The sequence below is a fragment of the Cupriavidus sp. YAF13 genome, assembly GCF_052113425.1.
Lineage (GTDB): Bacteria > Pseudomonadota > Gammaproteobacteria > Burkholderiales > Burkholderiaceae > Cupriavidus.
This window is the reverse complement of record NZ_JBFRDD010000005.1, coordinates 116,379-132,089: the sequence shown is the minus strand read 5'-3', so window position 1 is coordinate 132,089 and position 15,711 is coordinate 116,379. Positions and strand designations below refer to the sequence as shown.

The following is a 15,711-nucleotide window of genomic DNA, read 5'->3' as shown; positions in this document are numbered from 1 at the left end:
TCACGGCAAGCGGCCGTTGACGGTGGGACTGCCAACGGTCTCGCCCTGCCGCCCTAGTGTCCTAGCGCCCTACCACTCACAATGCCTTTATGACCACTTGAGAACCCACCGATCGAGGGTGCCTTGCCCGCAAGCGGCATCGCCCAGCACTCGATGCGCTAACAACGAAGCGTATCCTCGTCGACGGCACGCATTTTAGTACTCGTCCTATTCTAAACGACCTGCAATCTCGATATCCTTGTTGCTTCAGGACGCCTTGTCGCTGGCACTTTCACCATGCCGCTTCAGGCTATGGTCGCCGCAAGGCCGCGGGATGCAGGCGGTAAGCAACTCACTACAGATACCCCCGCTTTTCGAGCCTCAGGGACGATCAACGTGACGACGCGCGGACGCAAGGTGACATCCGGAGCGACCAATGCCGTTGTGCTGCCCACCCTGGTATCACATAGCCTGAAGTCGGTCGGCGCGGTGTCGGATGCATCGGCATCCTCTTCCATGGACATGAATTGCGATGGCAATGTGAGGCTGTACGCGACACTCACGGATGCCTCGAATCCGACCAATACCAGCAATGCGCTGACGTTGTCCGGCAGTTCCACCGCAACCGGCGTTGGCGTTCAAATGTTCCGCTCGGGCGAGACGACGCCGCTGGGGCTCCGTCCGGATTCGTCGGCGAAGGGAAACACCAACCCATGGTATGTCGGCCGCTCGGCGGCGTCGGGGGGCAGCCTCAACATTCCCCTGGACGCAACATATGTGAAGACCGAACCGACCATCAAGCCAGGCACGGCTAGCGCGCGCAGCACGATCACGTTCTCGTATCAGTAGCGTCAACCGGTTTCGGTTCGGTCTGCCCCGCCGCCCCGCTGACAACGACTTGAAGACATAAGGACTCTCCAATGAAGATGAATTCCCCGAGAAAATGGCAGTTATGGCAGCTTGCCTCGAAGGGCAGCGGATACTGCGCGCTGGCTACCGCATCCCTGGCAAGCCTGCCGCCGCAAAAGCAGGACATGGCCCAGAACATCGCGGCCAGGCTCTTGCCACGCGACCGTTACTCCGACGTCAAGGCGGCGCTATTGGTCCTTGTCGCGATGGAGCTGGGCAACGAGTCGGGCGATAAGGTGCGCGATGAGGGCCGCCCGCAAGCCGCCGGCATAGCCGTGGGGCGAGCGCTGCACTACGTTTACGCGCCATGGAGCCTGCAATTTGCCTATCGCCAGCTCAATCACACCGGCCCGCTGCCTTGCTGATGTAGTCGCTGCCGGTGCGGAAACGCACGGCGACGTACCCGGAGCCTCGAGCTGCCGTGCGCACGACTATGCGCCGACCGTGTCGAGTCGTGCGGCCGCGACGCGCGGGATGTGACGTTAACGCGGGCATCTTGCCTAGGCAGAGATGGGAACATGCACCCGATGATGCATTCCGATGTTCGGATGGCATTGGGAACCTTGATGGATCCGACACGTATATGGTAAGTGGACTTCATATGCTATTTAAAATGATTTCGGGTGCTCTAATCCTGGGCGTCATGTTTCTGTCTGAATCAGCGTTTGCCGGTTGTAGGGTAGATTCGCGTTGGACTCCGTCGCCGGCGCTTCCGACCACGATCAGCCATGTTCGAGATTCGTTAGCCCCAGGGATTCAGTTTCCGTCATCGACTGCCAGCACCGCATATGTTGCACAAATCGACAACGCCAGCTGCAAGATCGATGAAATCCTCGTAACGCCGCTCGGGAGAGTCGTTCCGGGTGTGACGTATCAGAGCAAAACCGGCCCCGCTGCTGTATTTGAAACCGGAATTCCCGGCATAGGTTACGCACTGGAAACAGGAAATCTCAACGTGCCATTGGTGTCTATTGGGGCTAAGCCAATTGTGCTTCCGGCCGGACCATCGGGCTCTGGCGGTTGGGGCTACGACCAGCGGGCGACGCTCGTCGTAACGGGGTCTGTCCCAACGGGAAACTATCGTGTCCCGGCTCAAACCACCTCGACCCTAGGCGCCATGCTGAATGGAACTGTCGTGTCGAATCGAGAGTCGATAGGTATATCTGCATTGAGCATCACCGTTACAGCAAAAGCATGCACGATCACGTCCGGCGCGACCAACACGGTCGTCATGCCGCAGTTGGTAACGCATAGCCTGAAAGCGGTAGGAGATGTCTCTGCCACCAAGTCGGCGCCGTTTTCGTTGGGACTCAAATGCGATGCGGGCGTCAGTGTCTATGCAACGTTGACGGATGCCACCAATCCTGCGAATACCGGCAATATCCTTAGCCTGGCGAAGAATTCGACGGCAACAGGCTTGGGTATTCAAATAATGAAGCAAGGTACGACCAGTCCGTTGAATTTTGGGCCGGATTCATCGGCCAAGGGAAATACTAATCAGTGGCTGGTCGGTAAATCTGTGGCAACTGGCAGTGTGATCTCGCTGCCCTTCGAAGCGCGCTATATCAAGACGGCGGAAACGATCAAGCCGGGTGCCGTGAGCGCGCTCAGCACGATCACGTTTTCGTATCAGTAGTGCAGACCGGTTTTTGAAAGAGATACGCTGGATTTTTCGACCGACGCAGGAAACCCCAAGGAGGTCGTAGTGCCACGAAAGGATAGATGCACGGTTTTGTCGCCGCAAGGCAATGTTTGGCTTCGCGGCAGCCAGCTTTTATCTTTTCGTTTTTCGGCCACGCAGGCGGCCTGAACGGTAACGGTTGGCGGTCAGTCTGTCGATTATCTGACGGCACAGTACATCCAGACCGCATCGAAGGTGACGCCGGCTATGCGAATGGCCTCGCTACGTTCACGATGAGTTACCCATTATCACGGCAAGCGGCAGTTGGCGACCGCGCGGCCAACGGTCTCGCCCTACCGCGCTACCGCTCACAACAACTTAAGGATAGCTTAAGGAACAATCTATCGGGAGCGTCTTGCCCGAACGCGGCATCGACCTGCCCTCGATACGCTAACGACGACGTATTTCCGTCGACGGAATGCATTTTAATACTCGTCCGATTTTAAACGGCCTGCAATCCCGATAGCATCCGAGATCAAGCCCGCGCGTCCCGACAACGCAATGCATGATCCGAAAAATTGGGGTGGCACAGGGGAACCTCGGTTTCCCTCGTTTACCGGATGGGAAGGGAAATATTTCTGCTATGCAACAACTCCATCAGATCCTACGCGGTCTCGCTGCGCGCCTGATCCCGGCATTCGTTCTTGTCTTCGTCGTGTTGATTTCGCCGAAAGCATTTGCACTCGATGCGGTCACGGCGTTTGGAACGACGCTGAACCTGCCAGCCACCCTGCCAACAGGCACCGTGATCAGTCGCTACACGATTCCGTTGAGTCAACTCTGCTCCTCGTCATCGTGCAAGATTAATGCGATATCGCTCTGGCCATACGGCGGGATTTCACCCGCAACTGGGCCGTTAATCGCGACCAACGTATCGGGCATCTCGACTCGCTTGCTGGTCAATGGCCAGCCCATCACTGCGTTCAACGTCAAATGGGGCAGCGAGATCACGGTCAATTCGCCACTCGAAGTACAACTGGTGCGCGACGACCGCCCGCTGGCGGCCGGCAGCCTCGCGGGCCAGGCAGGCGGCAACCCGTCCTATTTCTATGTGTGCACGGTGACTCGTTGGGTAAATGATGGCGATATGTGCATGGTAACGCCGAACACCTACGGTCTCGCGATCGCCCTGGCGGCCACCGTCAAGCTGGTCAACGGCACCTGCTCGACGCCGGATCAAAGCGTCGCGCTGCCCGGGATGGTCTTGCACAAGCTCAAGGGCGTGGGATCGACCGGCGACCAGTCGGGCACGAAAGGGTTCGAGCTTCGCTTCAACAACTGCCCACCCGGCTTCGCACGCGTCGGTTACACGCTCACCCCCATCGGAGGCACGGCGCCCGCCTTCGCCGGCGCGCTGCCGGTCAGCGGCGGCTCGACGGCGAAGGGCGTGGCGATCCAGATCACTGGCGCGAACGGCACGCCCGCGACGTTCAATCAACGGCAGCCGCTCAGCGCCTATAGCACCTCGACCGGCGGCACCTACTCGATCCCGATGATGGCCCGCTACGTTCAAACTGAAGCGACGGTCACTCCCGGCACGATTTCCGGCATGATGTCCGTGCTGGTGGACTACCAGTAAGAGCGCACTGGCCGCGTCACCGTGTCAAGACCGGAAGATCGCGATTCGACCGGACTGCGCTCACAGGGCGAGGTAGTCAACGACGCGATCCGCGCGTCCGTCGCAGCATGTTGTCGCGGCGGGCAGGCCTGCATCGACCGCGATCGGATGGTGAATGTGCCATTCCGCTTGCAAGCGCCACCGCGCCGCGGTGACGCGCGTCGCCGGATCCGGCAGGCGCAGTGGCAGGCCGGTGCGATACCGGCGAAACGCGCCGAACTTTCTCGAAGATTCCGCCGCATATTCAAACTTGTCCGATTGTCTTCCCTGCCTAAGACACTCAGAATGTACCTGCTTCGATAACGACAGCATCGACACAGACACAGCGACTGCCACCCGGCCCACTAAGCGGCTTCGGTATCGGCGGCTAGCGCTTCCGCAACAATTCCGCACCCGTGTTTCAGACATGGGCGCGCAGCATTGGCAGCATGACATCCATCCTTAAGATCGGCGGCGCAGCGGCACTGCTCCTGCTTCAGATCTCTCCCGGCATCGCCCAGTCCCTGACACCGCACGCGGCGGCCGAGACCAGCGAAGCGACACGCCGACAGGCGCAGCAGGTCGACGAGGCGCTCACACGCGCCGCGGCCGCGGCGCCGGTCCTGTCCGGTGGCGAGACTTCCCCGCACGCAATACTCGATTTTCCCGCCGAGTCGCCGTGCTTCGACATCTCGCGACTTGCATGGAAGAACGCCGAGGCGTTCGCATGGCTCGTGCGCGCCGTGCAGGTGCGGGACGTGTGCGTCGGATCCGAAGGGGTCACCCGCCTGCGCGATCATCTGCGCTACCTGCTCATCGAGCGCGGCTATCTCACCACGCAAGTTCTCATCGACCAGCAGGACCTGCGCGCCGGCAAGCTGGAGATCGAGCTCGTGCCCGGCCGCATCGGCAGCATCGCCGAGACCGGCGACGCCCCAGGCCGCCGCCACATGGCAATGCCGATGCGCGAAGGCGATGTGCTCAATCTCCGCGATCTCGACCAGACACTGGAGAACATCCGCACCGTGGCCGGCGACGCATCGGTACGGATGGTGCTGGAGCCGGGCAAGGAGTTTGGCCAGACCGATCTCGCCATTCATCATGCGCCAGCGGTGCGCCGCTGGCGCGCCATCGTCACCGCCGACAATTCCGGCATCGACGCGACGGGCAAGAACCAGCTCGGCGGCGTACTGGTGGTCGACTCGCCCCTGGGACTGTACGACCAGCTCATCGCCACCTACAACAACGATGCGCACTTCGGCAACCATACCGTGGGATCGCGCGCGATGGGCCTGCAATGGACGGTGCCGTATGGCTATGGCTCCTTCTGGGTGGGCGCGAACCAGTATGATTTCCTGCAGACGATCGCCACGACCGCCGGCAACCTGCCCTACACGGGCCGCACGCGCACGTTCGAGGTGGGCGCCGGCAGCGTGGCTTACCGTACCGGCACCATGAAGGGCACGGTGCGCGCCAAGCTGTCGCGGCGGTCGGACGACGTGCGGCTTGGCGAATGGCCGATCGGCGTGCAGACGCGCGACATCACCAGCTACACGCTCAGCTACTCCCACTATCAACGCGCGCGCCGCATGACGTTCACCGGTGGCCTCAGCCTGCGCGGGAGCATTCCCGCGTGGTCGGCCAACAGCGGCTATGTGAGCGGAAGAACGCAATGGAACGGCCGCTACAGCATCCTCAGCGCCAACGCGAGCGTCGACGCGCCCTTCTCCGTCGGCCGGCAACGCCTGGGCTATCGCGCCAGCATGAATGCGCAGGCCGCGCCGAATGCAATTCCAGCGACCGAGATGCTCTCGATCGGCAGCCGGTACAGCGTGCGCGGCTTCGATGGCTCGCGCACCCTGGTGGGGCAAAGCGGATGGGTGCTGCGCAATGAAGTCGCACTGGCGATCGGGAACACCGGGCAGGAAGCCTATGCCGCGGCAGACGCGGGCGCCGTGGGTGGCAGCGTAACGCGCGAACTCGCAGGGCGAACGCTCGTTGGCGCGGCGCTCGGGATCCGAGGTGCGTACGGCAGGGTTGGCTACGACGTGTCGGTTGGCATGCCGGTGGCCAAGCCGGCCGGGTTCGAGGCGGCCCGGGTGACGGTGGCCGTGCAGCTATCCATGAAGCTTTGACATTGGGTTCATCCGGGTTTCGTGTGTTGTGTGCTGTGTGTTGTTTGTCGTGTGCGGCGATTCATCGCCGGGCTGAATCCCGCGCTGCCGTAGCCCCCCTCTCCCTCACCCCCCTCTCCCATTTCATGGGAGAGGGGAGCGAAACAGCGTTCTGCTTCCGGCGACTCCCGCCCGCATACGGTGCCCGCACGAAAGCCGGATGAACGGAAATTGCATTGATCCACAACCTGACGGAGGAAGCCAACCACAGCCATCACTGAAGCTCCAGCACCCTGACCCGGCATGCCCGCCCCCTATCGGCACGAATCTCCGTATGCCGGCGGCTGCCGTCTCTCACTTTACTTACATGGCCCAAATGATGAAAAAGACATCCATGATTGCCCGCCAGCCCAGCTGCAGCACCCTGCTGCGCGCACTGTTGCTGGCCGTCCCGGCGCTTCACGCCTCCATCGCTTCCGCACAGATCAGCGCGGCACCTGGCGGTCCGGCTATCGGCGCGACGGCCAATGGCGTGCCGCTCGTGCAGATCAACGCGCCAAACGCCGCCGGCGTATCGCACAACCAGTTCCAGAACTACAACGTGGGCGCCAATGGCTTGGTGCTCAACAACAGCGCCAACGGTGCTGCCACGCAGATCGGCGGCAACGTCGCGGGCAATTCCACACTCGCCAATGGCGCCGCCAGCGTCATCCTGAATGAAGTGGTCGGCAACTCCCGCACCATGTTGAACGGTGCAACGGAAATTGCCGGGCAGCGCGCCGCGCTGATCGTCGCCAACCCGAACGGCATCTCGGTGGATGGCGGCAGCGTGCTGAACGCCTCCCGCGTCACGCTGACCACGGGCACGCCGACCCTCGCCAGCGGTGGCGCAGTGTCCGGCTTCGTAGTGGCTGGCGGCGACATCGCCATCGGCGGCAAGGGGTTCGATGCCAGCACGGTGGACAAGGTGGACCTGCTGTCGCGCTCCATGAAGATCGATGCGGTGGTGCGTGCAAAGGACCAGATCCGCGCCGTGGCAGGCCGCAACGATATCGCGTATGACGGCGACCGCATCGACGCAAGGCAGACCAACGCGAACGATCTCGTGCCCGCGCGCGCGATTGACGTGGCCGCGCTTGGCGGCATGTACGCGAACGCCATTTCGCTGCGGAGCACCGAAGGTGGCGCCGGCGTTAACATCGCAGGCAAGGTGCAAGCGCTCACGGGCGACCTGAAGGTCGAGAAGAGCGGCAATGTCATTGGTTCGCCCTCTCAGAGCAACGGGAATGGGAACGGAAACTGGAACGGGAACTCGATCGGAAATGGGAACTCGATCGGCAACGGCAACGGAAACGTGAGCTGGAACGGAAGCGGAAATTCGATCGGCAACGGTAACGGAAACGGAAGCGGCAACTCGACGGGCAACGGCAACGGCAACGTAAGCTGGAACGGAAACGGAAATTCGATCGGTAACAATAACGGTAACGGAAACGTAGGCTCGAACGGAAACGGAAATTCGGTCGGCAGCGGGAACGGAAACGGGAACGTAAACTGGGGCGGGAACGGAAGTTCGGTCGGCAACGGTAACGGAAACGGAAACGTAAGCTGGAACGAAAGCGGAAATTCGATCGGTAACGGAAACGGCAAGGTCACTGGTCCGCTCCCTCCGAATGACGAGAACGCCAGCGGCGGCGGCACCGGCTTCGTTGCCGCCGGGAAGGCCACCGAGAACAAGCTCAGCATACAGTCCGGCGCGCAACTGATCGCGGCGGGCACCGCTGATATTCGCTCGGACAGCATGCAAAATGACGGCACGATCCGCGGCGCGTCCGGTACCTCGATCAATTCGACGACGCTGATCAATCGCGGGACAATCGAGTCGGACCGCGACGTCACGGTGGGCACAACCACGTTGCAGAACAAGAACACCATCAAAGCAGACGGTGCGCTTTCGTTACGTACGACAACCCTGATCAACGATGGAAATGTGCTTGCCCAGGGAGGCGACCTCGCCGTGAATAGCACAACCATCACCAACACAGGTAGGCTCAGCAGCGCGACCGGAGCCACCAAGGTAAATGGGACGACGTTCTCGAATTCCGGCAATATCACCGCAAGCCGGGATCTGTCGGTCAAAGCGACGACCRCCAGCAACAGGGGGACTCTCTCCAGCGAGCGTGGCAACGTTGAGGTCTCCAGCCTCATGTTCACCAATACGAACCGCATGTCCGCCGAGCAGGGCAAGGTCAAAGTGCAGTCGACGCTGTATTCCAACACCGGAACCATCGAGCAAGCCAAGCCCGTAGAGCAAACCAAGCCGGTGGAGCCGGCCAAGCCCGTGGAACAAGCCAAGCCGGTAGAGCCAGCCAAGCCCGTGGAGCAAGCCAAGCCGGTAGAGCCAGCCAAGCCCGTGGAGCAAGCCAAGCCGGTAGAGCCAGCCAAGCCCGTGGAGCAAACCAAACCGGTGGAGCCGGCCAAGCCCGTGGAACAAGCCAAGCCGGTAGAGCCAGCCAAGCCCGTTCAGCAAGCCAAGCCCGTGCAAGTCTGGCCTGTGCAGGTCTGGCCCGTGCAACAGGTCTGGCCGGTGCAGCAAGTCTGGCCCGTACAGCAAATCTGGCCGGTACAGCAAGGCTGGTCCGCACAGGTCCCGGTCGTCCGCCCCTGGTGGCAAACGATGTCCATCAGCTGGAATACGCGCTGGTACTGACGCGCTAGAGACACTCGTCGCATAACACGACGCGGATGAGCCAAGGAAAGGCGGGCGCCGTCCCGGCGCCTGCCTTTCGTGCAGATTGCAATTAAACCTTGGTGCCCAACCATCTGACCGCTGCCGCAACGGACCGACTCACTACAAAGAGCCTCCGCAATTCTCTTTCCGCGGAGAGATTTCCTTCCAGGCAAAGCGCCGTGGGGGTTTTTGGCGCTTTAACCAATGTCGATTCCGCCCTTTGCCCACTTTGCTGATGTTCGTCACGTCGCGCCAAAAAAAACCCAGGCTGTCACGGGGATAACAGCCTGGGGCGCGATTGCGGGGTCGGAGGGGGTCACCCACTCTGCAAAGGTAGATCGTCGACACATAGGGGTATGCCGACAAACAAAAGTCTAACGGGGTTTCATGGCGCAGGAAATCGGATAAGTCTGAATTTAATGGCGCGGGAGATCGGATAAGTCCGAATTGATCAAGCCAGGACAATTGCCTTCCTCCTCAGTCCACACACGCATCTAGGTCCAGAGCCCGGTAATCAAGAACCGGGTCCGCCGTTACGCAGAATCGGATTTGTCCGATTCTCAGCCCATGTTTGCGGTGCTAATATCGGCCCGCTGATCAGCTTCGCCCGGATAGGCCGGCAGCGTTGCGTCGCTTTTGCGCTTCGGAGGTAAGCCTTGTCTAGTTCCGTTATTCCTTCCCAACTCGATGTGCCGCCACCATGGGGCACGCGCTTCGATATACGCGATACGCTCGCTGCATACCGTGCCGAGGCCGTGAAAATCCATCTTGCCGCCACGCGCCCCACCCATGTGCGGGCATTGCGCCGCGAGCGGCTGCGCGGGCTGGCCGCCGGCACGGTGGGCTGCGGCATGGCGGCCGTGGCGGCGTGGCTGGTGGCGGCCTGGTTGACGGGCCCCGCGCCTGCGCCCTTGCCCGCGTCCTTGCCCGCATTCAAGCCTGTGTCCATGCCAGTGTCCTCGCCCGTGTCTTCGCCAGCGCAATCGCCCGCACCAGATGCGGGGCTGCAAGCCGCTGTGGCCGAGCAGCCGGAAGCCGTGGTGGCCGCGGTTGGCTCGCCCGCGCCCGCGGCTCCTCTCCCCGCCCTTTTGCAGGCTAAAAACGCAATCACCAGCGCAACCATCAGCCCCATCGCCGCGCCGGTCCAGCACGCCGTAGCCCGCAGGCATTCGTATGCCGCGCCGATTCCTGCCAGGCAAGCGGCCGCGCGCAGCGCCAGGGTGCCCGTAGCCTATGACGCGGGCGATAGCGCTGACGATAACGCGGGCTATAGCGTTAGCTATAAGTTGGCTATGCCGACGTACGATGCCGGCTCGCGCCCGAGCGCCGTGGCCTATCTGCCGCCCGACTCGCATATCTCGTTGCATGGGCACTCCCGGCTGATCGACGAGTAAGGCTGCGACCTTCCACGTGCGCCGATTTCCGGTGCTCGATCTCGGCCGCCGTGGAAGAAGGGTTGAGCGCCGTGCTTTTAATACTTGTCCGATTCAAATCGGGCGAATGCGTCTCTAGAATGCCCCTGTTGGTCAAACTCTCTCAACGCTACCCGTCAACGCCTCCAGACGCACGTCCCCATTTCCAACAACGGATTTAGATCCGGTGCATTTGCTTTGGGGGTCAGGAAGAAAGGAGACTCCAAGTGCAGAAGAAATTGCAAAAGATAGCGCAACAAAAACGCGCGTTCGCTCGCCGTGCGGCGGCCGCGGCCATGCTGCTTGCCGCCGTCAATGCCGGTGCCGCAACGTTGGCACAACCCAGCGAGCTTGACGACGGGCGAGCCACCCGGCTGAGCGGCCTGGTGGCGACCATGTATCCCGAGCTGGACGCCTTGTACAAGGATCTGCACGCGCACCCCGAGCTTGCATTCGCCGAGACCCGCACGGCATCGCGGCTCGCCAGGGAGATGCGCGCGCTCGGGTTCGAGGTGACCGAGAACGTGGGAAAGACTGGCGTGGTGGCCCTGTACCGCAACGGCCCGGGCCCGACCATCATGGTGCGCACCGACATGGATGGCCTCCCCATGGAAGAGAAGACCTCTCTGCCCTATGCCAGCAAGACAGTCACCACGTGGAACGGGCGCGAGAGCCTCGTTGCGCATAGTTGCGGCCACGACTTGCACATGGCAACCTGGGTAGGCGCCGCGCGCGCCCTGGTCGCCATGAAGGCCCAGTGGCGCGGCACCTTGATGTTCGTGGCGCAGCCGGCTGAAGAGATCGGCGCCGGCGCCAGGGCCATGCTGGCCGACGGACTGTTCACGCGCTTTCCCAAGCCTGACACAGCGCTCGCCTTGCACACGGATCCCCGGCCTTACGGCACGGTCAGTTACAGCATTGGCCCAATGACGTCTGCGGCCAGCGCATTCGAGATCCTCTTCAAAGGCCGTGGCGGACACGGCTCCGCACCCAACAAGGCGCTGGACCCGATCATCATTGCCTCGCGATTCGTCACGGATGTGCAGGCCGTGACGAGCCGGGAAAAGGATCCGATGGCATTCGGCGTGATCACCGTCGGCGCGCTCCAGGCAGGAAGCTCGGGCAACATCATTCCCGACAGCGCGGTCCTGCGCGGCACCATCCGCGCTTACGATTCCGGGGTGCGGGCATTGCTTGTCGACGGGGTGCGGCGCGTTGCGCGGGCATCGGCAAGCGCGGCCGCCGCACCTGAGCCGGAGATCACGATTACCGACAATGGCCTCGGCGTGGTGAACAGCGAAACTGTGGTCGCACGCGTCGAGGCCGCGTTGCAGACCGGCCTGGGCAAGGACAAGGTGGCCCGTACGCTTCCGCTCACGACCAGTGAGGATTTCGCGGAGTACGGCGGCGAGGGGGTGCCCTCGATGTTCTTCCTTGTGGGAGTGCTTGACCCTGAAGACGTCTCGGCCGCAAACAAGAGCGGCGGCAAGCCCCTGGTTTTCAATCACTCGCCCTACTTCGCCCCGGTGCCCGAGCCGTCGATCAAGACCGGTGTCACCGCCATGAGCCTGGCCGTACTTAGCCTGCTTGCGGCACCTTGAACGCGCTTCGCCGTGCGATGCTCCCGCCTGAGCGCGGGCGCAAGCCTTTTAGAAGCGGGCCGAGTACTGAAGCATGTAGAAGTTGATACCGGGGTTCGGCTCCTTGATGCCGGCGTTGGAGTAGTGCTGGAAGCGCACCGCCAGTTCCGAGTCGATCGCGTCCCCGAACCGGTAGCCGGCAGCAATGCGATCGCCAAACTGGAATGCCGTCGAGAAGACCTTTGAGTCCGAGATGCGAGTCCGCGACAGCAGGTGCACACCGGCGCCGACTTCCGCGAAAGGCCCCGAGCGGCCCGCACCCTGGACCCGGAGGATGGGTGTAAAGCCCACATCGCCCATGAGGGTACTATTGCTGCCATGTGGATTCCACCCGCCAACGGAAGCTTCGAGACCCAGGCGAACACGGATTGACCGCGAGCTCGTCGCCCAAAGGTCGGTCTTCAGGTTCCATCGCGCCTCCAGGCGCGCGATCGAAGCCTCGCCGCCCGCACCCAGCGCTGCCCCAAGACGAACCGGCTCAAACCACGCGGCATCCTCGCTGGCGGGCGCGGCAAGCGCGGCGGCGCTGGCAAACGCACTGGAAATCAGGACAAAGGAGAAGACCGATCTAAGCATGACGAAAGCCTTGTGAAGATTAATTTTTGTTTCTTTGACAACTTGATCGCGTTGGAAGTGAACACAAATCCAGAGGATGCCATCGGCATGGCGAACCATTCCCCGGCTCGCCGCCCCTCCTGGCTGGACTTCACGCGAAAAACCTGAAGTATGCGTTCGCCACAAGCGGTCGAATAGATACCGCCAGCACATATCAGCGTCCCAGATTTGGAACGACTTGGACGGAACAGGCGTCAAGCGTGCCATCCAGCGGCGCACCGGCACGCGCGGAGCGTCAGCGCGCCGAGTCCAGCACCTCGCTGTCCTTCACCACGTTCTGGGCCTTGGTGTAGCTCTCGATCAGCAACTGGTACGCGGGGAAGATCTTGGTGTAGATCTCGGCCCACTGCATGGCATCATCCCTGTGCCAGGTCTTCTGCAGTTCCGAAGCGACCGCGGCAGTGTCCATCGGTACCACCCCAGCCTGTACAACACGGGCAAGCGTAATCTCTTGCGCCATCTTCGAGTACGTGCCAGATGCATCGACTACGGCAAAAACCCTGTAGCCATCCGCGACAGCACTAATCGAGGGAAAGGCCATGCACACGCTCGTAATGGTGCCCGCGATGATCAGCGTCTTGCGGCCGGTGGCCTTCACCGCCGCCACGAAATCCGGATTGTCCCAAGCATTGATTTCGCCTTTGCGGGCGACATACTGGGCGTGCGGCGCATTTTCGTGGATCTCCGGGATCAGCGGGCCATTGGGCCCTTGCGGCACGGAGGCTGTGGTGATGACCGGCAGCTTGGAAAGCGTAGCCATCCTTGCCAAGGCTGCGGCACGGGCGCGCAGTTCAGGCATGGGCATATCGCCCACAGTCTGGAACAGACCGCTCTGATGGTCGATCAGCAGCATGGCCGAATCGCTGGGGTCAATCATCGGGCGCTGGCCATTGAAGTTAGCAGGTGTGCTCATCGTGCTTCTCCTTGGGGGTGAAGGTGCATCTGCACCGGATTTTGGATGCTCCGCCGCCATGTGGCGGCTGAACAGGATCTACCCAACCATCTGGCCAAGGCGCCCACTGTTGAAGTCGGCATAGGCCTGGACGATGTCCTCCTGGCTGTTCATCACGAAGGGACCGTAACCTACGACAGGCTCATCAATGGGCTCGCCGATCAAGGGCATGATTGGATTCAATCGTGTCGTTGCGGCTAGAGCATAGGTGTGAGGCGGCATGGCCGGTAGACTGCCAAAGTGGGCGACAGAGTCCTATTTCGAGAACGATGGGGTCGCTCTTCTCGTGCAAGCGCTGGCAGATCCTCAGCTAGGGAATTGGCGCTCACAGCCCCCATCAGCGCCGGCGAGCCGGTGTTTGGGGCGTGATAGAGTTCGCAACATACCGGCGCACGGCGAGCAGGAACGAATGAAGACGCTGCTGATCATCTACCACACGATGACTGGGGGAACAAAGCAGATGGCCGAGGCGGCAGCCGACGCGGCGCGTTTGCAGCCGGACGTCGCGGTCAGGCTGCAGCGAGCGGCCGAGACCGGTCCGGACGATGTGCTGGCGGCCGACGGCTATCTGTTCGCGACGCCGGAGAACCTGGCTGCGATGTCCGGGCTGATGAAGGACTTCTTCGATCGCTGCTACTACGCGGCGCTTGACCGTGTGAACGGCCGCCCGTACGCGGCCATGATCTGTGCCGGCAGCGACGGGCAAAACGCGCTGCGCCAGGTCGAACGCATCGCTACCGGCTGGCGGCTCAAGTGTGTGGCGCCGGGCCTGATCGTCTGCACCCATGCACAGACACCTGAACGCATTCTGGCACCCAAGGAGATCGGCGCCGAGGACCTGGCGCACTGTGCCGAACTGGGCGCTGGATTGGCGGCAGGTCTTGCACTTGGCGTCTTTTGACGTCGAATCCCGTCACGTTCTGGCCCGGCGCGTTCGGGCCAGGCACGATGAGCCTCCCGCCACCACGCGCCAGCGGCTGATAGTCAACTTTCCGCCTCCGACCCGCCCGTCGTGCCACAACGCGGCCTTAATGCTGCCTTAATCCCGCGCGAACTAGTATCTGGCAATCCTTGCGGTGGCAGGAGTCCGCCGCGCCAAGCCTAACGTCGAAGGAGTTCAACATGACAGCACGCCCCAGCTACGAGGCCAGCGCCGCAGCGGCCAGCAAAGTGCCGGAAGTCACACTGGCATTCTGGCTGATCAAGATCGCCGCGACCACGCTCGGAGAGACCGGCGGCGATGCGCTGTCCATGACGATGGGACTGGGCTACCTGGTCAGCACAGCGATCTTTGCCGCGGTGTTCCTGATGGTGGTCTGCGCCCAGGTGCGCGCCACGCGCTTCCAGCCGCTGCTGTACTGGGCCACCATCGTGGCCACCACCACGGTCGGCACGACCCTGGCGGACTTCGCGGACCGCTCGCTTGGCATCGGCTACGCCGGGGGATCCACGTTGCTGGCGTTGCTGTTGCTGGCGTCGCTGGCGTTGTGGTATCGCTGGCTTGGCACGGTCTCGGTCGACAGCGTGCATTCGCCGCGCGCCGAGCTGTGCTACTGGGTCACCATCATGTTCTCGCAGACGCTTGGCACGGCGCTGGGAGACTGGACTGCCGACACGGCCGGGATGGGCTACGTGGGCGGCATGGCGATCTTCGGCTTGCTGCTGGCATTGCTAGCCCTGGCCTACTACCGCACGCGGATCTCACGCACGCTGCTGTTCTGGGCGGCCTTCATCCTGACGCGCCCGCTCGGGGCGGTGCTTGGCGACTTCCTCGACAAACCCCTGCAATCCGGCGGGCTGGCACTGGGCCGCTTCAGTGCTTCGGCAGCGTTGCTGGGCTTCATGGCGCTTTGCCTGCTGCTGATGCCGCAGCGGGCCGCAGCCCGGGCCCGGCACTAGCTGCCGGCCCCGGCTGTATCCGCTTGCGGGAGGAAGCGAGCGGCGGCAGGAAGCGAGCGCGGGTGGGCTGCGCTCCTCATCCGACTCAGGCTTGATGTCAATCAACCGTCGGGCCGGCGCCGTATCTATAGTGGTATGTGGCCTTGCTTCATCCCGCCGCACCTTCATCGTTTCCACCCGTCAGG

The 15,711-nt window shown here is 62.3% G+C and carries 12 protein-coding genes and 2 pseudogenes; 10 read left to right on the top strand and 4 right to left on the bottom strand.

Annotated features, from left to right (window positions below; genetic code table 11):
- The first annotated feature begins 375 nt into the window (after positions 1-375).
- The 4 genes from AB4061_RS06515 (at position 376) to AB4061_RS06500 (ending at position 4,148) form a co-directional block, all read left to right on the top strand.
- Entirely contained in the window at positions 376-828 is a 453-nt protein-coding gene (locus tag AB4061_RS06515; protein WP_441632029.1) for a fimbrial protein, read from the top strand.
- Positions 829-899: 71 nt separating this feature from the next.
- On the top strand, positions 900-1,253 hold the full coding sequence (locus AB4061_RS06510; RefSeq protein WP_441632027.1) for a hypothetical protein: 354 nt from the start codon (positions 900-902) through the stop codon (positions 1,251-1,253).
- A gap of 236 nt (positions 1,254-1,489) precedes the next feature.
- Entirely contained in the window at positions 1,490-2,524 is a 1,035-nt protein-coding gene (locus AB4061_RS06505; protein ID WP_441632025.1) for a fimbrial protein, read from the top strand.
- A 628-nt stretch (positions 2,525-3,152) separates the two neighbouring features.
- On the top strand, positions 3,153-4,148 hold the full coding sequence (locus AB4061_RS06500; protein ID WP_441632023.1) for a fimbrial protein: 996 nt from the start codon (positions 3,153-3,155) through the stop codon (positions 4,146-4,148).
- 111 nt (positions 4,149-4,259) lie between these two features.
- On the opposite strand, the pseudogene AB4061_RS06495 reads toward AB4061_RS06500, so the two are convergent.
- A pseudogene (locus AB4061_RS06495) lies at positions 4,260-4,409 on the bottom strand (carboxymuconolactone decarboxylase family protein); the annotation flags it as partial.
- 206 nt (positions 4,410-4,615) lie between these two features.
- Here AB4061_RS06495 and AB4061_RS06490 point away from each other — a divergent pair.
- From AB4061_RS06490 to AB4061_RS06475, 4 genes are all read left to right on the top strand, one after another.
- Positions 4,616-6,301: a ShlB/FhaC/HecB family hemolysin secretion/activation protein gene (locus AB4061_RS06490; protein ID WP_441632021.1), complete on the top strand. Its 1,686-nt coding sequence runs from the start codon at positions 4,616-4,618 to the stop codon at positions 6,299-6,301.
- Between the two features lie 373 nt (positions 6,302-6,674).
- Positions 6,675-8,987, top strand: a complete 2,313-nt coding sequence (locus AB4061_RS06485; protein ID WP_441632019.1) for a two-partner secretion domain-containing protein — start codon at positions 6,675-6,677, stop codon at positions 8,985-8,987.
- Between the two features lie 677 nt (positions 8,988-9,664).
- Positions 9,665-10,402 carry a hypothetical protein gene (locus AB4061_RS06480; RefSeq protein ID WP_441632017.1) on the top strand — a complete coding sequence of 246 codons (738 nt, stop codon included), beginning with the start codon at positions 9,665-9,667 and terminating at the stop codon, positions 10,400-10,402.
- 314 nt (positions 10,403-10,716) lie between these two features.
- Entirely contained in the window at positions 10,717-12,021 is a 1,305-nt protein-coding gene (locus AB4061_RS06475; protein WP_441632138.1) for an amidohydrolase, read from the top strand.
- 48 nt (positions 12,022-12,069) lie between these two features.
- On the opposite strand, the gene AB4061_RS06470 is transcribed toward AB4061_RS06475, so the two are convergent.
- From AB4061_RS06470 to AB4061_RS06460, 3 genes and pseudogenes are all read right to left on the bottom strand, one after another.
- Complete coding sequence (locus AB4061_RS06470; protein WP_441632015.1) at positions 12,070-12,882, bottom strand: acyloxyacyl hydrolase; 813 nt, start codon at positions 12,880-12,882, stop codon at positions 12,070-12,072.
- 28 nt (positions 12,883-12,910) lie between these two features.
- Positions 12,911-13,588, bottom strand: coding sequence for an isochorismatase family protein (locus AB4061_RS06465; RefSeq protein WP_441632013.1), 678 nt, complete (start codon positions 13,586-13,588; stop codon positions 12,911-12,913).
- Positions 13,589-13,666: 78 nt separating this feature from the next.
- Positions 13,667-13,801: pseudogene (locus AB4061_RS06460) on the bottom strand (pirin-like C-terminal cupin domain-containing protein); the annotation flags it as partial.
- A gap of 235 nt (positions 13,802-14,036) precedes the next feature.
- Between AB4061_RS06460 and AB4061_RS06455 the strand changes: the two are divergent.
- Both AB4061_RS06455 and AB4061_RS06450 read left to right on the top strand, forming a co-directional pair.
- On the top strand, positions 14,037-14,528 hold the full coding sequence (locus AB4061_RS06455) for an NAD(P)H-dependent oxidoreductase (RefSeq protein ID WP_441632011.1): 492 nt from the start codon (positions 14,037-14,039) through the stop codon (positions 14,526-14,528).
- A gap of 221 nt (positions 14,529-14,749) precedes the next feature.
- On the top strand, positions 14,750-15,526 hold the full coding sequence (locus tag AB4061_RS06450) for a COG4705 family protein (protein WP_441632009.1): 777 nt from the start codon (positions 14,750-14,752) through the stop codon (positions 15,524-15,526).
- The last annotated feature ends 185 nt before the right edge of the window (positions 15,527-15,711 follow it).

Bases quoted from the DNA above. Each gene is read 5' to 3' on its own strand.
- AB4061_RS06510 (WP_441632027.1), top strand. From the start codon at position 900: ATGAAGATGAATTCCCCGAGAAAATGGCAGTTATGGCAGCTTGCCTCG.
- AB4061_RS06505 (WP_441632025.1), top strand. From the start codon at position 1,490: ATGCTATTTAAAATGATTTCGGGTGCTCTAATCCTGGGCGTCATGTTT.
- AB4061_RS06500 (WP_441632023.1), top strand. From the start codon at position 3,153: ATGCAACAACTCCATCAGATCCTACGCGGTCTCGCTGCGCGCCTGATC.
- AB4061_RS06490 (WP_441632021.1), top strand. From the start codon at position 4,616: ATGACATCCATCCTTAAGATCGGCGGCGCAGCGGCACTGCTCCTGCTT.
- AB4061_RS06475 (WP_441632138.1), top strand. From the start codon at position 10,717: ATGCTGCTTGCCGCCGTCAATGCCGGTGCCGCAACGTTGGCACAACCC.
- AB4061_RS06470 (WP_441632015.1), bottom strand. From the start codon at position 12,882: ATGGCACGCTTGACGCCTGTTCCGTCCAAGTCGTTCCAAATCTGGGAC.
- AB4061_RS06465 (WP_441632013.1), bottom strand. From the start codon at position 13,588: ATGAGCACACCTGCTAACTTCAATGGCCAGCGCCCGATGATTGACCCC.
- AB4061_RS06455 (WP_441632011.1), top strand. From the start codon at position 14,037: ATGAAGACGCTGCTGATCATCTACCACACGATGACTGGGGGAACAAAG.
- AB4061_RS06450 (WP_441632009.1), top strand. From the start codon at position 14,750: ATGACAGCACGCCCCAGCTACGAGGCCAGCGCCGCAGCGGCCAGCAAA.